The organism is Ideonella paludis (genome assembly GCF_018069865.1).
Lineage (GTDB): Bacteria > Pseudomonadota > Gammaproteobacteria > Burkholderiales > Burkholderiaceae_C > Ideonella > Ideonella paludis.
The window spans coordinates 404,808-420,158 of the sequence record NZ_JAGQDG010000004.1 but is presented as its reverse complement, the minus strand read 5'-3'; the positions used below and the strand labels follow the sequence as shown (position 1 = coordinate 420,158).

Annotated in this window: 14 protein-coding genes; 7 read left to right on the top strand and 7 right to left on the bottom strand. The window is 62.4% G+C overall.

The genetic code is table 11. From position 1 onward, the window contains the following. Positions 1-174: 174 nt before the first annotated feature. Positions 175-4,008, bottom strand: a complete 3,834-nt coding sequence (locus KAK11_RS12340; protein WP_210809433.1) for a DUF3427 domain-containing protein — start codon at positions 4,006-4,008, stop codon at positions 175-177. Positions 4,009-4,391: 383 nt separating this feature from the next. Between KAK11_RS12340 and KAK11_RS12335 the strand changes: the two genes are divergently transcribed. Together KAK11_RS12335 and KAK11_RS12330 are read left to right on the top strand one after the other, a co-directional pair. Beyond that, on the top strand, positions 4,392-5,705 hold the full coding sequence (locus tag KAK11_RS12335) for an alpha/beta hydrolase (RefSeq protein WP_210809432.1): 1,314 nt from the start codon (positions 4,392-4,394) through the stop codon (positions 5,703-5,705). Between the two features lie 66 nt (positions 5,706-5,771). After that, positions 5,772-7,361, top strand: coding sequence for a hypothetical protein (locus KAK11_RS12330; RefSeq protein ID WP_210809431.1), 1,590 nt, complete (start codon positions 5,772-5,774; stop codon positions 7,359-7,361). Between the two features lie 39 nt (positions 7,362-7,400). On the opposite strand, the gene KAK11_RS12325 is transcribed toward KAK11_RS12330, so the two are convergent. Together KAK11_RS12325 and truD are read right to left on the bottom strand one after the other, a co-directional pair. Next, complete coding sequence (locus KAK11_RS12325; RefSeq protein ID WP_210809430.1) at positions 7,401-7,883, bottom strand: GreA/GreB family elongation factor; 483 nt, start codon at positions 7,881-7,883, stop codon at positions 7,401-7,403. Between the two features lie 37 nt (positions 7,884-7,920). Continuing rightward, on the bottom strand, positions 7,921-8,940 hold the full coding sequence (gene truD / locus KAK11_RS12320) for a tRNA pseudouridine(13) synthase TruD (protein ID WP_210809429.1): 1,020 nt from the start codon (positions 8,938-8,940) through the stop codon (positions 7,921-7,923). A gap of 163 nt (positions 8,941-9,103) precedes the next feature. Here truD and KAK11_RS12315 point away from each other — a divergent pair, with 163 nt between their 5' ends. Together KAK11_RS12315 and KAK11_RS12310 are read left to right on the top strand one after the other, a co-directional pair. After that, on the top strand, positions 9,104-9,649 hold the full coding sequence (locus tag KAK11_RS12315; protein WP_210809428.1) for a PaaI family thioesterase: 546 nt from the start codon (positions 9,104-9,106) through the stop codon (positions 9,647-9,649). A 14-nt stretch (positions 9,650-9,663) separates the two neighbouring features. Next, positions 9,664-10,059, top strand: coding sequence for a DUF1398 domain-containing protein (locus KAK11_RS12310; protein WP_210809427.1), 396 nt, complete (start codon positions 9,664-9,666; stop codon positions 10,057-10,059). 53 nt (positions 10,060-10,112) lie between these two features. Here the strand turns inward: KAK11_RS12310 and KAK11_RS12305 are convergent, their stop codons facing one another. The 3 genes from KAK11_RS12305 to KAK11_RS12295 all read right to left on the bottom strand — a co-directional run bounded on the left by KAK11_RS12305 (position 10,113) and on the right by KAK11_RS12295 (position 11,928). After that, positions 10,113-10,925, bottom strand: a complete 813-nt coding sequence (locus KAK11_RS12305; RefSeq protein ID WP_246498845.1) for a hypothetical protein — start codon at positions 10,923-10,925, stop codon at positions 10,113-10,115. Positions 10,926-11,085: 160 nt separating this feature from the next. Continuing rightward, positions 11,086-11,673: a UCP032817 domain-containing protein gene (locus KAK11_RS12300; protein ID WP_210809424.1), complete on the bottom strand. Its 588-nt coding sequence runs from the start codon at positions 11,671-11,673 to the stop codon at positions 11,086-11,088. A gap of 12 nt (positions 11,674-11,685) precedes the next feature. Continuing rightward, complete coding sequence (locus tag KAK11_RS12295) at positions 11,686-11,928, bottom strand: hypothetical protein (RefSeq protein ID WP_210809423.1); 243 nt, start codon at positions 11,926-11,928, stop codon at positions 11,686-11,688. A gap of 213 nt (positions 11,929-12,141) precedes the next feature. On the opposite strand from KAK11_RS12295, the gene KAK11_RS12290 reads away from it, so the two are divergent. The 3 genes from KAK11_RS12290 (at position 12,142) to KAK11_RS12280 (ending at position 14,551) form a co-directional block, all read left to right on the top strand. Continuing rightward, complete coding sequence (locus KAK11_RS12290; protein ID WP_210809422.1) at positions 12,142-12,669, top strand: HD domain-containing protein; 528 nt, start codon at positions 12,142-12,144, stop codon at positions 12,667-12,669. A gap of 85 nt (positions 12,670-12,754) precedes the next feature. Continuing rightward, on the top strand, positions 12,755-13,729 hold the full coding sequence (locus tag KAK11_RS12285) for a YcjF family protein (RefSeq protein WP_210809421.1): 975 nt from the start codon (positions 12,755-12,757) through the stop codon (positions 13,727-13,729). A gap of 48 nt (positions 13,730-13,777) precedes the next feature. Then, positions 13,778-14,551, top strand: coding sequence for a helix-turn-helix transcriptional regulator (locus tag KAK11_RS12280; RefSeq protein WP_210809420.1), 774 nt, complete (start codon positions 13,778-13,780; stop codon positions 14,549-14,551). Between the two features lie 22 nt (positions 14,552-14,573). On the opposite strand, the gene KAK11_RS12275 is transcribed toward KAK11_RS12280, so the two are convergent. Further along, complete coding sequence (locus tag KAK11_RS12275) at positions 14,574-15,188, bottom strand: YbhB/YbcL family Raf kinase inhibitor-like protein (protein ID WP_210809419.1); 615 nt, start codon at positions 15,186-15,188, stop codon at positions 14,574-14,576. Positions 15,189-15,351 lie beyond the last annotated feature (163 nt).

The window sequence follows — 15,351 nt, the reverse complement described above, 5'->3', positions numbered from 1 at the left end:
TTCTGGGCTTGCGGCGCAGGCTAACTTTGCGACAGCAAAGTTAAGCCCCGAAGGGGCGGCCGTAGCCACAAGCCGGGTGGGAGTACATCCACCGTGCAAAGGCTACAAAGGCAGATCCAATGTGTCGAGGCAAGGAATGCCTTGAGATGCCTCACAGTTCTACAGGCACGCCAACTACAGCTTAAAGGTCACACTCATTGGATTGCTGCCGACGTGTGACTGGTATGTCACAGGGCCTTGATACACGAAGGGCGCAGCTTTGCCGCCTCCGAGCTTAGTCTCTCGCACGAAGAGATGGATGGAAACGCCCTTCGCCGCGTGCCCGATGATTTCCTGACCTTTCTTGCTCGCAGGCGTCGTAGCGTTCTGGCTTTGCCAATGGAAGGTGTGCTCGTCAATCCAGTGGTCGTGATAACGATGCTCCTGCGCCTTGCCTTGCTTGTTCAAGGTCACCAGTAGGACGTGCACCTTCTTGTCATTCAGCACAACGTGCCCTACGTTCCAACTGCCTGGATTGAAGGTTTCCCCAAAGAGCGCAGGAATGTCCTCCCTTGCGAAAGGCTGGCCCACAGCCAAGTCAAGCGGGTCGACCACCGCCTTCAACCGTGCCAGTGTTCGCATCTCATCCGTTGCGGGGAGATCCTCGTAGGCAGGATTATTGGCCTTCAGGATGTAGGCACCGCCCTTGGCTTTGGTGACTACGCGCAAGAGGTACTGGTTGTCGCCACTGGCTTCGTCCTGCTTCTCGATTGCCATCACTGTGCCCGTGATTGACCCAGCATTCCCGGAGCTCACCAGTTCCAGCAGCAGGTAGTCGCCATCGCGTATGGGGTTTTTTCCGCCATCCATGGAGTTGCCCGATGCGCGCGCAATGAAGTGGCGCGTTGCGTCCAGCTTGCCGTAGGCCTCTGGCAAACGGCGATGCTCTTCGGCGTCTGTTCTACCTGCCCGAAAGTGACCACAAGCGATCTTCAGGTTCGGAAAGTACGGCAACTCGACCTCCGCCCTTTGCTTGGAGGGGAAGGGAATAACGTTCGACGGCTCTGCCACTGCTGGGAGACGTGCCTCGTAGGTGGCGAGGCGATATGCGGCCAGTTCTTGGAGAAGTGCCGCTGCCGCATCCGCTGCTTCAGGTGGCAAAGGTTGCGCCAGCGAGAACCGATCTTCTTCGACACGGAAGAATGAAGCCGTGGTCGCAACCCGATTGCCGCCGATCCAGGCGTTGATTGGGTTGTCGCGCCAGTATTTGATCCAGCGTACGTCGAGTCCATCGGTTAGCCGGGTAACTTGTTCTGAAAGATCGCTGAGCAAGCGGGGCCGACGATGGAGCACTTCCCAAGATCGTTGTGAAAGTCGAGCAACCGTGGGTGGCGTGACCAGTCCGTCCAACTCTAGCCAAGCTTCAAGCAACACCATCTTGAAGCTTCTGGTCATTGGCGTGATCTCGACCTCGCGCAGCAATCCTCCCAACGTCTTGAGAACACCTACCTCGTCGTGATCGAGGTCGCCCATCGTGTTGACCAGTTCGAACCAGCATCCATGCTGCTGGCGCATGGCCTGGATGCTGGTGCCCGAGCGATAAAACTCAGACAGTGTCGGTCGCCGGCCAAGGCTGGCGCGCAAGGCTTCGTAGTCCTTCTGAGTCCCTGCGCTGTCCAGCGACTTCAGGAACTCAATGATCTTCAGGTCGTAGTTGACGTAGCAGCCTTCGGGCAGCTCAAGTCGGCCTTGTTCGGCCTTGCGAGCGAAGGCGGCAAGCGCGTTGTAGGTTGCGCCAACGCCGAACAGCGCTTGCGGCTTTTGCAAAAAGCTTTGGTGGTTGCCGATGAAGTCCAGAACCACGAGGTGTTCCTTTTCTTCGCTCAGGCGCAGACCGCGTCCGAGCTGTTGAAGGAAGAGGATCTTCGACTCGGTGGGCCGCAGCATCATTACCGTGTCGATACCAGGGACGTCGACGCCTTCATTGAACAAGTCCACGGAAAAGATAACGCTGAGTTGGCCGTCTCGCAGTTGCTCCAGCGCCTGAGCCCGTCCGAGAGTGGACCCCGCGTACACCGCAGCCGACGAGATGCCTGCTTTTTGAAACTGCGAGGCCATGTACTCGGCGTGCTTGGTCGACACGCAGAAGGCGAGCGTTCGCTTCTGGGCACGTAGCTGCCACTGTTGGACGGCGTGTCTCGCCCGTGCCAGCGTTGCCAGCTTGTTCGACAGTTCCTCAGCGTCGAACCGCCCATTGCGCCAAGGCACTTCACGGTAGTCGACCGACTCATCGTGGATGCCGTAGTAGTGGAAGGGAGCCAGTAGTTTGGCTCGGATGCCCTCAAAGAGATTGCGTGTGAAGACCAAGTTGTCGTCACACAAGGACAGGATGTCGGACTGGTCTGTGCGGTCGGGTGTGGCGGTCAGCCCGAGCAGGAAGGCAGGCGCGAAGTGCCCGAGCAATCGGCGGTAGGTCGAGGCCGCCGCATGGTGAAACTCGTCGATGACCACATAGTCGAAGTGCTGCGGGGAAAACCGCTCTAGATGTTCAGCGCGACCGAGTGTCTGGACGGAGGCGCACAGCACATCGACTTCAGCGTCGCGGCTGCGCCCCATGTAGTAGCCGACGCGGGCGGCAGGGCGGATACGTAGGAACGTCGCCGCCGCTTGGGCGAGGATCTCCTCGCGGTGGGCCACGAAGAGAACCCGACGCGCGCTCAGTTGGGCTGCATCGAATGCAGCGAGCCAGGTCTTTCCAAGGCCAGTGGCCAGGACGACAACCCCGCGCCGGAATCCCTGCTGCCTGGTTTCGGTGAGAGCGGCAAGCGCTGCCTTCTGGACCGCAGTCGGCTCAGGCGGCGCTTCCTGTTCATGGCTTCCAGGCGCCACGGATCGAGGCGGCGGCACACGCCGATTCTCGTAAGACTCGATCCACGCGTCTGACAAAGCCACAGTCCTGCTGTGCGTGAAGATTTCTTCGAACCGAGTTCTGGCCTCCAGAAATCCACGGTCACCCGGGTAAACGACGCGGTAGTTCCACTCCAAGCCCTCTTGCAGGGCTTGCCGGCTGATATTGCTCGATCCAACGAACGCCGTACCCGCCACCAGATTGCCCTCAGAGAGACGGGTGAAGATGTAGGCCTTCAGGTGAAAGCTGCTGCCGGCTGTCACAAAGACGCGGACTTCAGCACCTTGCTCTTGAAGCAACAAGAGCAGTCGCAGCGCCTCTGGGTCGGTGATGTCCAAGTAGTCGCTGGTCAGGACGCGGACCCTGCGGCCGGATTCACTTTCGAGCGCCGCCTGGAGATCAGGCAGCAGCAGGCGAAGGCCGGTTGTCTTGATGAAGGCGACTGCCAGGTCGATCTCTGTGGCTGACGACATGGCCTCAGACAAATGGGGGAGAAAGTAATCCTTGTCCCCAGTCACCAGACGTCGCCGAGACGCAGAGGCCTTCGTGGCCAAGACATTGGTCCACTTCTCCACCCGGTCTGGCCGCTGGTCGTCTGTGATCCAGATCTCCGAGCGCGCCAGGTCGGGGAGGGCGGCAAGCCACTCTTTTACCTTGGACTCGTCGGCATCGGTGAAGCACCGGCCGCCGTGGAGTCTGGTGCCCGTGCCACATTTGAAACTGGCATACAGGACGCCTCCGGGTGCCAGCGCAGTCCAGAGTCGCGAGAGCACACCGGGCATCTCCTCAGGGGCGACATGCAATAGGCTGGCACAGCACCAGATTCCGTCGTAGGCGTTGACCTCGTCAACCTCCTGAAATGTCCGAACTTCTACAGAGAATCCGCAGTGGTCAGAGGCACGCTTCGCGAGTTCAGAAGATGCGTCAAAAGCGGAAACGCAGAAGCCTTGCTGCGCAAACGCCCTGGCATCTCGGCCAGAACCGCAACCAGCGTCCAAGACCCTTGCGCCTGCTTCAAGCATGTTCGCGAAGCGATTGCGTATGGGCGACATATCGACACCGACCGTGCTCTCGAAGAACTCGTTAGCAAATTGCTGGTAGTACCGCGCGGTGTCATCCATCCTTAGGTCAGACTTCGTAGTTGGTCAGTGCAGATGAGCGTACCACGCAGATTTCACCTGATTCAGCGTGCGATAGCGGCTTGAACTTGCCCAGAGCGCCTTTTGCTCATCAACGCAGTGAACATCCAAACCGAATCTTCCGACCGCCTACGGAGTCTTCTTTCAGTCGACCTTTGCTGTAATTCCCGCAGCCGGGGCCCCAAGACACTCTTCGCCAGCTTCGGGCTTGCCTCATCCTCAGCAATTTGGGGGATGAGGCCCGCACAGAACATCAGCACACTTACACCCAGCAGCCTAGTGTGCGCCGGGCGAAGGGAGACGATATGTTCAAGTGGGTTGGGTTGGGAGTTTCCATTGCTTTGTCTGCCTGCACCAGCACAGAGATGATCCGTCCGCAAACAGCGGAGGTGTGCGTGGTCAACAGTGCGAAGGAGCCTGAGGCTGGCAAGGCTTGCGGCAGCGCAGCGATCATTAAGGCAAGCATTCCGGCGGAAGCTGAGTCAGCCGAGGCCAGCGCCAGCCCTCCACCCGATCATGTCCTGATGCACTTTGTGGAGTTCACCGAGCAGGGCCACTTCCACAGCCGGGCACAGTTGGATGCCGTGCTCCAAAGCATCCGGCAGCGTGGTGGCTTGCGGGAGAAGCCGCAAGATGTGGTGGTGTTCATCCACGGTTGGCGGCATGACGCCAGGGCAGAAGACGAGAATGTGAAGCAGTTTCAAGCTTTGCTTACAAACCTCGCCAAGAACAGCCATTCTCGGCATGTGGTGGGGGTATACGTGGGCTGGCGGGGCGCCTCGACCAATCTGAAGGCGCTGGATTTGGCCACCATTTGGGACCGCAAGAACGTGAGCATGGAAGTGGGGCGCGGCGCGGTGTTCGAGCTGCTGCAGCGCCTGCGGCCCAGCCCTAAACACTCCAAGGACCGCTTGGTGGCCATTGGCCATAGCCTGGGGGCGTCGGTGCTGATGTCTGCGGTAAGAAACCAGGTCTATGGAGAAGTGATCCAAGACTTGGACGCAGCCGGTTGTGGCGCTGCGTGCCAGCCCGGTGCGGCTGGGGCTTCGGAGAAGGCCGCCGACAGCCTTTACGTCTTGGTGAACCCTGCCATCGAGGCCACACACTTTCTGGAAGTGCACGATGTGCAGCAGCAGGTGTGGCTCAAGGGAAAGAAGGCGCTCTACAACCAGCCTGGCTCACCCCGCATGGTGGTCTTGACCTCTGAAGGTGACTCGGATGTTGGTTTCTGGTTTCCGCTGAGCAGGACACTGTCGATACCGCTAGAAACCCATATCGACTTGACGCGGCAAGACCGCCTGGGCCTACCCGTTCGCTATGGCGAGTACGACATGGACAAAACGGCTGTGGGCCTGTATGCGCCCTTTCAAACCCACCGCCTCAAGCTCGAGAGAGAAGTCAGCAACAGTAAGTGCGCGGCAAGCAAAAGCCATTGGGGCAAAGAGCCCGCCACAGAGGGGTGGTCCCGCAGCTTCCCGGCCTCGGGTTCCCGGCTCGAGCACCTGGGCAAGTCTCCGCCCTATCCGCGAGCCTGGGTGGTTGCGGTGGACCGCCAATTGATTGCCAATCATGGCGATATCTGGAGGTCGCAGTTCAATTGCTTTGTGGAGGAGTTGGTGTTAACCACCGCTGAGTCCTCAGAGCAGCTCCGTCCGGATCAACCAAAGGGCGTCAAGTGATGCCAACGGTCAGGATATGAGTTTTGAGTTCTGGGGCTGTCAGCCCCACCCTTAAGGAGTGCTGATATGCAAACGGTTCTTTCTCATTGCGGCGGCTTGTTAAGCCGACTGTTCATCATCGGGCTCTGTGCGGCCACGGCGGGTTGCGCCATTGGGCCTAAAGATTCGCTGCGTTCAAAGGACAGGGTCACCACGTTCGGAGCCAATCCGCAGTTTGACAACGAGCGTTACGAGATGGTTGATCTGATCACGCTGATCGACCCGGAAAACAAACGATCGGCTCTTCAGGCTTCAGCGGTTCAGGCATCGAGCCTGTTCGTCATCAGTCCAGCAGAGGGCTTGGCGGCGGAGCAGGACGGCGCGGCGCGGCGTGAGTTGGCACTGGCCGAGGTGGCGTTCTACAACTACGTTGATCTTCCGAACCGACGCAACCGAATTCAAGACCGCTTGATTGGGGCCTCTGATCAGCGCTGTGGTGCGTACAAGGTTTACCTCAACCGATTTGACGCCTACCTGCAGTCCGGGCTCGGCTCTGCCACCACGCTGCTGGGTGGGGCGGCAGGAATTGTGGGCGGTATCAAGGACGCGAAGATTCTGGGTGGGCTAGCTGGCATCAGCAGCGGTGTGCAGGCAGAAATTGCTCAAGGCTTCATGGGTAACTTGGCGAGTTACGTGATCATCCCTGGGATCGAGCTTCGCCGCAAAGCCATCCTCGGTGAAATTGCAGCTCGCCGGTCGAGCAGCACCGAGTACACACTGCAGGCCGCATTGGCAGATGCCGCTCGCTATCACGGTGCGTGCACCTTGGTAGTGGGCTTGGAGCAGGCTAAGGAGGCCATTCAGACGGTAGAGAACCCTGGGTTGCGCATGATGGCGGTGACGCTCAACAATGTCTTGCAAACCAATGCCATGCAAAAGACCTTGGCCAAACAACGGGACGGTAAGCTCGAACCAGAAGATCTGGAGCTTCCATCGTTTCGCGTTGAGGGTCAAGCCGTCCGTCCTGTTCTGGGTTCTGGAGGTGTAAGAGGACTGACGGCGCCCGCACAGGCTAGCCAAGATGGTCCTGAAGCTGCGGCTGTCAGTTCGCAGGAGTTGGCCACTTCGGCATTGACCGCGGTGCAGGTCGCGACGGCCACTTTGGATAAGCAAGTGAGTAGCCTGAAGCTGGAGCTGACCACCCCGACCAAGCCAGCATTGGCAGAGAAGGTCAAGGCTTTGGTGAGCCTGTTGGATGGCAGGCCAGAGCGGTTACGAGCAGTTCGGGCAACCATTGCTAAAACAGCACTCCTCAATGTGGACCAAGTCAACTCGGCGCTGGGTTGCTTGAAGAAGTTGGACCACCGGCTCACGATCGCTGACGATTCGCAGCGTGTCGATGCCGAGAACGATTTGGCGGTTGCCAAGGCAATGGTAGTCGGGGACTATCGCCGATGGCATGCGAGTCAGCGCAGGAGCATGGACGTGTGGTCGGAAAGCTTGAAGTTTGCTGTGAACCAATTGGGATTCAAGGAATTTGAGGACAAGGCACCCGGTGATGTCGACCCAATGAAGTTGGTGAAGGACCTAGACGCTGCGATTGGCTTAACCGAGAAGGCCATCAGTGGATTCCCGACCATTGACTTCAAAGCTCGAAGAGTGTCGGAATGCCAATGAGCTTGGTGGGCCATGGGCCAGTTCGGGCTGGCGTGCCCTTCACCCCACCCCCACCACCTCAAACCAAAGCCTGCTGGCCCCCACCTGCACCGCCACCTCATCCCCCTCGCACTTGCCCAGCAAGGCCCGGCCCAAAGGCGCCTCACTGCTGATGACCTGAACAAGCTGGTCGCCGCAGCGCAGTTTCATGCTGCCGCCCTCGGGGCCGAGGAAGACGTGTTGCGGCTGGCCGTCGGCATCCACGAGGCTCACCAGCGCGCCGAGTTGGATGCCTTTGCCTGCGTCATATGGGCGGGGGCGGAACTGCCGCCAGTGGGTCAGGGCTTGGCGGATGGCCTCGGCGCGGCGCGCTTGGCCGGTGGCCAGATAGGCGGCCTCCAGGCCTAAGGTGTCGTATTTGTTTTCGGCGATGTTCTCTTCGTGCGTCGCCGTTTCATGGGCGGCCTGTGCGGCCTGCTCGGTGTGCAGCAGGTCTTGGGCAAGGTGCTCCAGCACCATCTGTTGCAGCAAAAGTTTGTCCATAGGGCAAGCTAGCCTGGCATGTCTGACACGGGGCCTCTTACTCCACCGCCCCTGGCTCACCCTCCGTCAGCCGCTCCGGCTCTGAGGTTTGGAGGATCTCCCCCAGCACCGTCGTGGCATAGGTGCCGGCGGGCAGTGCAAAGGTGATCACCAGTTGGTCGGCTTGCGGCCACTCCCAGCTCATGTCTGCGGGCTTGGCCACCAGGGCGCGGCGCTCTTGCTCCAGGCCGGCAAACTCCATGCCGCTGCACAGGGCGGCGTGGCGCTCGGCCACACGCATCTCCAGCGCTTGAGCATCGTCGGTGGTGCTCACCCGGCCCCGGCCCCACAGTGGCCCGGTGGGCTGGCCGGCGTCGGTCAGCACATCGCCCGGCAGCGTTTGTCCCCACTGCCCTTGCTGGATGCGCTGGGCCAGCACTTCATTGAAGACGAAGGAGCGCACAGCCGACAAGTAGATGCCCTTCTTCTTGGGGTTGCGCACGCGGATCTCGCGCGCCAGCATGGCGCGGCCTTGCTCGACATTGCCACCATCGTGGCCGAAACGCTGGGCGCCAAAGTAGTTGGGCACGCCTTGCGCCGCCACGGCCTGCAGGTTGGCCTCCAGCGCTTGCCGCTCGCCGCTCACCTCGCGCAGCACGATGCGAAAGCGGTTGCCCTGCAGGTCTCCCGGGCGGAGCTTTTTGACGTGGCGGCTCTGGCTCAGCACCTTAAATTCGGGGTGCTGAAGCTGGGTCAGGTCGGGTGTGTCGCCCTTGGGCAAGTAGATGCTGAACCACTGGCGGGTGATGGCGTAGCGGTCTTTGAGGCCCGCATAGCCCACATCCCACTCGTTCACCCCAGCCGCCAGGGCCAACTGCTGGGCCACGTAGACGGTGTTGGCACCGTTCTTCTCCACATCCACCCAAATATGCTCACCCGCACCCGAGGGCAATTGCAGCGGCAGCTCGGTGACGACGAAGTCTTCGTTATGGACTTTGAGCGTCCCGCTGGCGCCACTGGCCGGGTAAGCGCTGGGCCAGTGGGGCAGGGTGGTGTAGAGGGGGGAGGCGTCGGTCATGGGTGGGGTGTCGGCGGCGGTGGAGGAGGGGGATTCTCGCCTGACGAGCCCCTGTGAAGCGTGCCCGAAGGCACGGCCTTTGCTGATCGCGCGCAGTGGGCCGGTGGGATTCAAGGGCGACGATGCAAAATCGCTCAGCCCACAACTCCCTGCCCAACCCACCATGACCCCCGCAGACACCCTGGCCCAATGGATGCAAGAGTACGACGCCGTGCTGGCCCGCATCCGCGCCAACGCGCCCAACGCAGGCTTCGTCACCCCCGCCCAAGCCGCAGGCAAGAGTGGGTTGGAGGTGCTGCAGGCCATGCTGGCGGGCGAGCTGCCTTACCCGCACATCTCGGACACCATGGACTTTGGCTTGGTGTCGGTGTCGCCAGGCAAGGCGGTGTTTCAGGGCACGCCGCAGCTCAAGCACTTGAACCCCATGGGCGGGGTGCATGGCGGCTGGTATGCCACCTTGCTGGACTCGGCCCTGGGCTGCGCGGTGCACACGCTGATGCCGCCTGGCCGGGGCTACACCACGGCTGAGTTGAGTGTGAACATCGTCCGCGGCGCCACGCCCAAGACCGGGCCGCTGCGCGCGCTGGGTGAGGTGTTGCACTGCGGCCGCCAGTTGGCCACGGCCGAGGCCCGTATCGTGGGGCCGGACGGCAAGCTCTATGCCCACGCAACCACCACGTGCATGGTGTTTGACATGCCGGTGGCTTGAAGGACAAACGCACCATGAACGAACACACCCGCAGCGTTATTCAACACACTTTCGAGGCCTCTAATGAAGGCCGCATTCACTTTGGCGAAGTCATTGGCCAATTGCTCAGCGTGCAGGTGGAGTCCTATCACGTGGACTACCGTGCAGGCGTGGCCACCTACTACCTGCCGGATGGCGCCACCTTGAGCCTGGGCTTTGACAAGCCCGAAGAGCCCATCGCACCGGCCTTTAATGCGGCGGGTGTGCGCGCCGCCATCTTGGGCGCCCAGCAGGGCCGGGTGATGTACCCGGAGTTCAAGCGGCTCACCCAGCGCGCGGGTTGTGCGGGCTACACGGTGTGGATCACCGGAAAGCATGTCAGCTACTACGGGCGCAGCGGCGAGACACATATCGAGCGCTTCCCAAGCTGAGTTCTACAGGCGGAGTTGAGGCAGCAACAAGCCTGCTTCCACGGGGCGGGGCCTCAGGCAGCGGCCTCCGACAACTCTGCTTGCACCGTCTCCACCTGGGGCGCTGCCAGCGGTGTCGCCTGTGCCAAGGCCATCCACACGTCAAAGGGCAGGGTGCAGGGCGTGTGTCGGGCAGGGCGCAGCATCTCCAGGCGGCTGCCGTCGGCGTCGCTGTGCATCACCCACACGCCCAGCTCTTCCGGCAGCTCTTTGGGCTCGGCCATACCGGCCGGAAAGACGTAATAGCACTCGCTGCACAGCCATTGGTAAGAGGCCCGCTTGGCCTTGTTGCGCAGGTCTGAAAACAGATCAGCCCGGCTGACCTTGATCTCGTGCACCATGGGCTGCAGATAGGCCGGGTTGCTGGTGCGCCGCAGCGAGAACAAGTCAGGCCTGGCCAAGCGCCACTGGGTAGCCGGCTTGGCTGGTGTAGGCAGCGTGCCTGCATCCTCATCGCCCCACAAGCTGGGCAGTGTGCCCATGAAGGACTGGGCTGGCGTGCTGCTGCTGCCGCCTAACGCGCTGGATGAGGGGTTTGTGGCGGCTGGCACATCGCAGGCCACTTGCGCCCGCAGCGACAGCTCATGCCACACCAGCCGGCCGGATTCCATCAACTGGTCGGCCATGCGCAGGGCCAGTTTGTCGTGGGTGCTGGCCGCGCGGCGCTGGCCTTGGCGATGCTGCGCCAGCAGGGCCAAGCCGGCGTCGGTGAGCTTCAAGCACTCTTGGGCGGGGTGGTCGCCCACCAGGCTCACCCAGCCGGCAGCCAGCAGGTCCACATCAATCGGGTCTCGGCTGGGCCAGCCGGCCGAGCGCCAGATCTTCATCAGCCGCGTGAGGTGGGCGCGTGTGGGGGATGGAGGGAGGTGACTGCTGCTGCTCATGGCCGGCCGGAAGGCTTGGGGTCGGTGTGGGCTTGGTGGGGCTGCGTTGCCACACGGCTGATTGGCAGACGTGGTGTACGCAAGCTGTATAAATATACAGCAATCAGCGAGATGAGTGTGGCGCAGCAGCGCGCGGTAGCCTGTCGTTGGCGCCCTCAGCGGTCAGTGGGGTTTGGGGGAGGTCGTAGCGCTCAGCCCCGCCATGGGGCGCCTCCAGCGCCTGATCGGCGTCGAGCCACTCATTGACGGCCTCTAGCGTCCAATGCCATTGGGTCATCATGTGGCGCACCAGCAGCCAATGCTGGGCGCGCTGCGGCTCAAACGGGCCGAAGTTGGCGACGTAGAGGGCCAGCATCCTCACGCTCTCGCTCAGGTCCTCGCCTTCACCCACTAAGGCGTCGAAGTAGCGTAGATATTGGTTCGAGCTGTGATGGATGTAGCGCCCAGTGGGAAGGCGCTCGCACAGCGCCATGTACTCCTGGGTTTGCAAGATCCAGGCGTGCCAGATCTCATCGATCTCGCGCGACACCGGGATCGATCCTTTGCACTCGTCCGAAATGAACAAGAAGCGCAAGGTCTCTTCGATTTGCACGGCCAGCTCATCGGCTGAGAGATGGGGAAACTTGCACCGCAGATAGTTCAGCATCGGTGCGTCCAAGAGCTGGGGGCTCAACATCTGCGGTACAGGCATGGTGCTTCAGGCTTAGAGGGTCTTGATCGGGTTGGCCACGAGGTGGCGCTTGGCGTTAGGGCAGCAGGTGCCGGCGTCGGGCTTGCAGCAGCCGTCTTTAGCCATGTTGGCAATGACGCCGCGCTCGATCAAATGGCTGATCGAGGCTTCATTGACGACCTGGGCGCGCTTGCTCAGCTCTTGTACCAAGCTGTCGAGGCGGTTCTGAGTGACGGTCTGCATGGCCTGCAGTTGCGAGAAGAATTCGGTGTTCATGGCAATCTCCGTAAGGTGGGCTGCCCGCCAACATGGTGGGCATGCACTGCACGTTAGCGGGGCTTCCGTGCCGGGCTAATCCACTGCCCAGAGGGGGGCAGGGTGCCGATGTTTGGGGGGCGCGGCCTTGCACACGCAGCGGCTTAGGGGGGCGCCCTGCCGCAGTCGAAGGCAGGCCCTTGGATAATGAGCGCAGCCCGAAGGAGTCTGCTCATGTCGCCTGAAGCCCAACTGCTCAACGCCCTGGCCTTTGCCGCCACCAAGCACCGCGACCAGCGCCGCAAAGATGCCGAGGCCTCGCCCTACATCAACCACCCCATTGCGCTGGCCCAATTGCTGGCCAACACAGGCGGCGTGACGGACCCTGTGGTGCTGCAGGCGGCGGTGCTGCACGACACGGTGGAAGACACCGACACCAGCTTGGAGGAATTGACCACGCACTTCGGCCCGCAAGTGGCCGCCGTGGTGGCCGAGTTGACCGACGACAAGGCCCTGCCCAAAGCCCAGCGCAAGGCCTTGCAGGTGGAGCATGCGCCGCACAAGTCGCCCCAGGCTGCGCTGGTCAAGCTGGCCGACAAGACCTGCAATCTGCGGGACATTGCCACCTCGCCGCCGGCCGATTGGCCACTGCAGCGCCGCCGCGATTACTTCGATTGGGCCCTGCAGGTGGTGCAAGGCTTGCCGGCGGTGAGCCCCGCGCTGCGGGCCGCCTTTGATGCAGCGTATGCACGGCGGCCTTGACGCGACGAGCGCGTCTGAGGGGGGTGGGAACTCTAGGCCCTGCACCGAGTCAGAGGCTCTGTCCTTACCCTTGGAAAGCCCCGCCATGACCTCGCAAGATCAAAAAGCCCTGCTCGCTATTGCCCTGTATGCCGCCTTTGCGGATGGCGCCAAGCACGACCGAGAGCGCGAGGAGATTCGCCGCATCGCAGAGTCTTTGGGGTCTGAGGCGCACGCGCCGGACCTGCGAACGCTCTATCAAGACGTGCTGCTCAAGCGCTTCACGCTGGAGCAGGCGGTGGCCAGCTTGGCCGATGAGGGCCTGCGCCACTATGCCTATGAGGTGGCGCTGTGCGTGTGCGAGGCCGACGGCCAGATCACCGAGATCGAGCGCGGCTTCTTGCAGCAGCTCAAAGCCAAGCTCGGCGTGGCCGAGGCGCAAGCACAAGCCATTCAACGCGAGGTGGAGCCCTTCATCCCCGTGGCGGAGTCGGCTGTGGCGGCGGCGCCGGTGGCAGTGGCCGCCGCAGCCCCTTCGCCTGCCAGCGCTGTGCCTGCGCGCGCCAACGAGGCAGAGCTGGATCGCTCCATCCTCAACTACGCTTTGCTTAACGGCGCCTTGGAATTGCTGCCGCAATCTTGGGCCTCGATGGCCATCGTGCCTTTGCAGGTCAAGATGGTCTACAGCATCGGGCAGGCGCATGGTGTGTCGATGGACCAAGGTCACATCAAAGAGTTCATCGCCGCGGCTGGCGTGGGCATCACCTCGCAGTATGTAGAGCAGATGGGCCGCAAGCTGCTGGGCGGCCTGTTGGGCAAGGTCGCCGGCAAGACCCTCGGGAGCATCGGCAGCGCAGCCACCGGCATGGCCTTCTCATTCGCCACCACCTACGCGCTGGGCCAGGTCGCCAAGCGCTATTACGCCGGCGGCCGGGTCATGAGCACCGAGGTGCTGCGCGAGACCTTCCAAAGCCTTTTGGGGCCGGCCAAGCAACTGCAGAGCCAATACCTGCCCCAAATCCAAAACAAAGCCGCCACGCTGGACGCCGGCCAAGTCATGGCCATGATTCGAGGGCGTTGAACGTGGCGACGAGGGGGTGTTGGGCCGATGCTTGAGAAACTAAGCCCCATGCTGACCCACCACACCCTGCGCGTCGCCACTCCTCACCACCTGCACGAGGTGGCCACGCACCATGCGGCCTTAGTGGCGGTGGTGCATGGCGTCAAGCAAGTGTTTGCGGGTGGGCGCGTGCAGCGTTTTACAGCGGGCACGTTGGTGCTGATGCCCGGCGGCTTGCGCTGGGAGATCGCCAACACGCCCGGCGATAACGGCTGGTATGTGGCAGAGGTGTTGGTGCTCTCACCCGAGGTGCTGAGCCGCTTCGGCCAGCAGTTTGCGCCGCAATGTGCCGCCGCCCGGGCGCCCAAGGGTGCGGTGGGGCTAGCGTTGATAGGCGACTTGGCCGATGCGTTTGAACGGGTGGCTGCCGTGGCCGCTAGCAAGGCCTCCGAGGCCTTGCGCCTGCACCGAGCCTTGGAGCTTTTGCTCTTGCTGGCCGAAGCGGGCTGGGCTTTTGCCCCACCGCAGGCGCAGCGCTGGGTGGCCCGTGTGCAGGCGCTGGTCGCGCATCAGCCGGATGGGCCTTGGACTTTGGCTGAGGTGGCGGCCCGCTTGGCCGTGGGGCCGAGCAGCTTGCAGCGCCGTCTGCGGGAAGAGGGCAGCACGCTGCAAGCCTGCGTGCGCCAAGGCCGCATGGATGCGGCCCTGGGCTTGTTGCAAACCACCGATTGGCCAGTCAGCCAAGTGGCCTTGGCCTGCGGCTATGCGTCGCATGGGCGCTTCAGCGCGGCCTTTGCGCAGCGCTTTGGCGCGCCGCCCAGCCAGTTGAGGGCGCGCCCATGACCTGTCCTTAGCCGGCGCCGGATCAGCGCTGGTAAGTCGCGGTGAAGCTGGCCTTGGCTAGAACCGCCTTGCCCAGGCCATGGTTGAGCGCGAAGCCCGCCAGCGTGGCCGTGCCATTGCGTGGGATGCCTGCGGCTGCAAACACATCAGGCACCGCCAGCGCGTAGAGCGTGAAGTTGTAGCGGTGAGGGCCGTGGCCCACGGGGGGGCACGGGCCACCATAGCCGCCGGCGCCGGTGACACCGGTGTTCATGAAGTCGGTGTTGCCGGCCACGCTGCCTGCCGGCAGTTGGCCCGCGCCTGTGCCAGCGCCACGGGCCAGGCCGGTGGTGTTGGCGGGCAGGTTGAGCACCACCCAGTGCCAAAAGCCACTGCCGGTCGGCGCGTCGGGGTCGTGCATCAACAGGGCCAAAGATTGCGTGCCCGCAGGCACGTTGTTCCAGCTCAAGGCCGGAGACACGTTCTGGCCGGTGCAGCCAAAGCCGTTGGCCACCAAGGGCAGGCTGAACTGGCCACTGGCCAAGTCCGGGCTGCTCAGCGTCATGGGTGCGGTGCTCTGGGCCTGGGCGGCTGGGGCGCCGATCAGCAAGGCGGCCAGAAGGGTTGAAGAGAACTTTGGGAAAGATGGAAAGCGCATGAGGACACTCCGTGTTGGAGTGCCTATTGAATCAGACCGTGAGTGGGTCAGCTAGCTCACAGGGCGCAGCGGCTGTGCTGAAGGTGGCACAGCGCTCAAACCTGCGTCCACACATAGTCCATCTGCCGCGCCGTGGCCTCGGCCAGGGCAGTGCCGTCCCAGC

Excerpts from the sequence above, each read along its gene's own strand:
- KAK11_RS12285 (WP_210809421.1), top strand. The coding sequence starts at position 12,755 with ATGACCTCGCAAGATCAAAAAGCCCTGCTCGCTATTGCCCTGTATGCC.
- KAK11_RS12290 (WP_210809422.1), top strand. The coding sequence starts at position 12,142 with ATGTCGCCTGAAGCCCAACTGCTCAACGCCCTGGCCTTTGCCGCCACC.
- KAK11_RS12280 (WP_210809420.1), top strand. The coding sequence starts at position 13,778 with ATGCTGACCCACCACACCCTGCGCGTCGCCACTCCTCACCACCTGCAC.
- KAK11_RS12325 (WP_210809430.1), bottom strand. The coding sequence starts at position 7,883 with ATGGACAAACTTTTGCTGCAACAGATGGTGCTGGAGCACCTTGCCCAA.
- KAK11_RS12275 (WP_210809419.1), bottom strand. The coding sequence starts at position 15,188 with ATGCGCTTTCCATCTTTCCCAAAGTTCTCTTCAACCCTTCTGGCCGCC.
- KAK11_RS12310 (WP_210809427.1), top strand. The coding sequence starts at position 9,664 with ATGAACGAACACACCCGCAGCGTTATTCAACACACTTTCGAGGCCTCT.
- KAK11_RS12300 (WP_210809424.1), bottom strand. The coding sequence starts at position 11,673 with ATGCCTGTACCGCAGATGTTGAGCCCCCAGCTCTTGGACGCACCGATG.
- truD (WP_210809429.1), bottom strand. The coding sequence starts at position 8,940 with ATGACCGACGCCTCCCCCCTCTACACCACCCTGCCCCACTGGCCCAGC.
- KAK11_RS12340 (WP_210809433.1), bottom strand. The coding sequence starts at position 4,008 with ATGGATGACACCGCGCGGTACTACCAGCAATTTGCTAACGAGTTCTTC.
- KAK11_RS12305 (WP_246498845.1), bottom strand. The coding sequence starts at position 10,925 with ATGAAGATCTGGCGCTCGGCCGGCTGGCCCAGCCGAGACCCGATTGAT.
- KAK11_RS12335 (WP_210809432.1), top strand. The coding sequence starts at position 4,392 with ATGATCCGTCCGCAAACAGCGGAGGTGTGCGTGGTCAACAGTGCGAAG.
- KAK11_RS12315 (WP_210809428.1), top strand. The coding sequence starts at position 9,104 with ATGACCCCCGCAGACACCCTGGCCCAATGGATGCAAGAGTACGACGCC.
- KAK11_RS12330 (WP_210809431.1), top strand. The coding sequence starts at position 5,772 with ATGCAAACGGTTCTTTCTCATTGCGGCGGCTTGTTAAGCCGACTGTTC.
- KAK11_RS12295 (WP_210809423.1), bottom strand. The coding sequence starts at position 11,928 with ATGAACACCGAATTCTTCTCGCAACTGCAGGCCATGCAGACCGTCACT.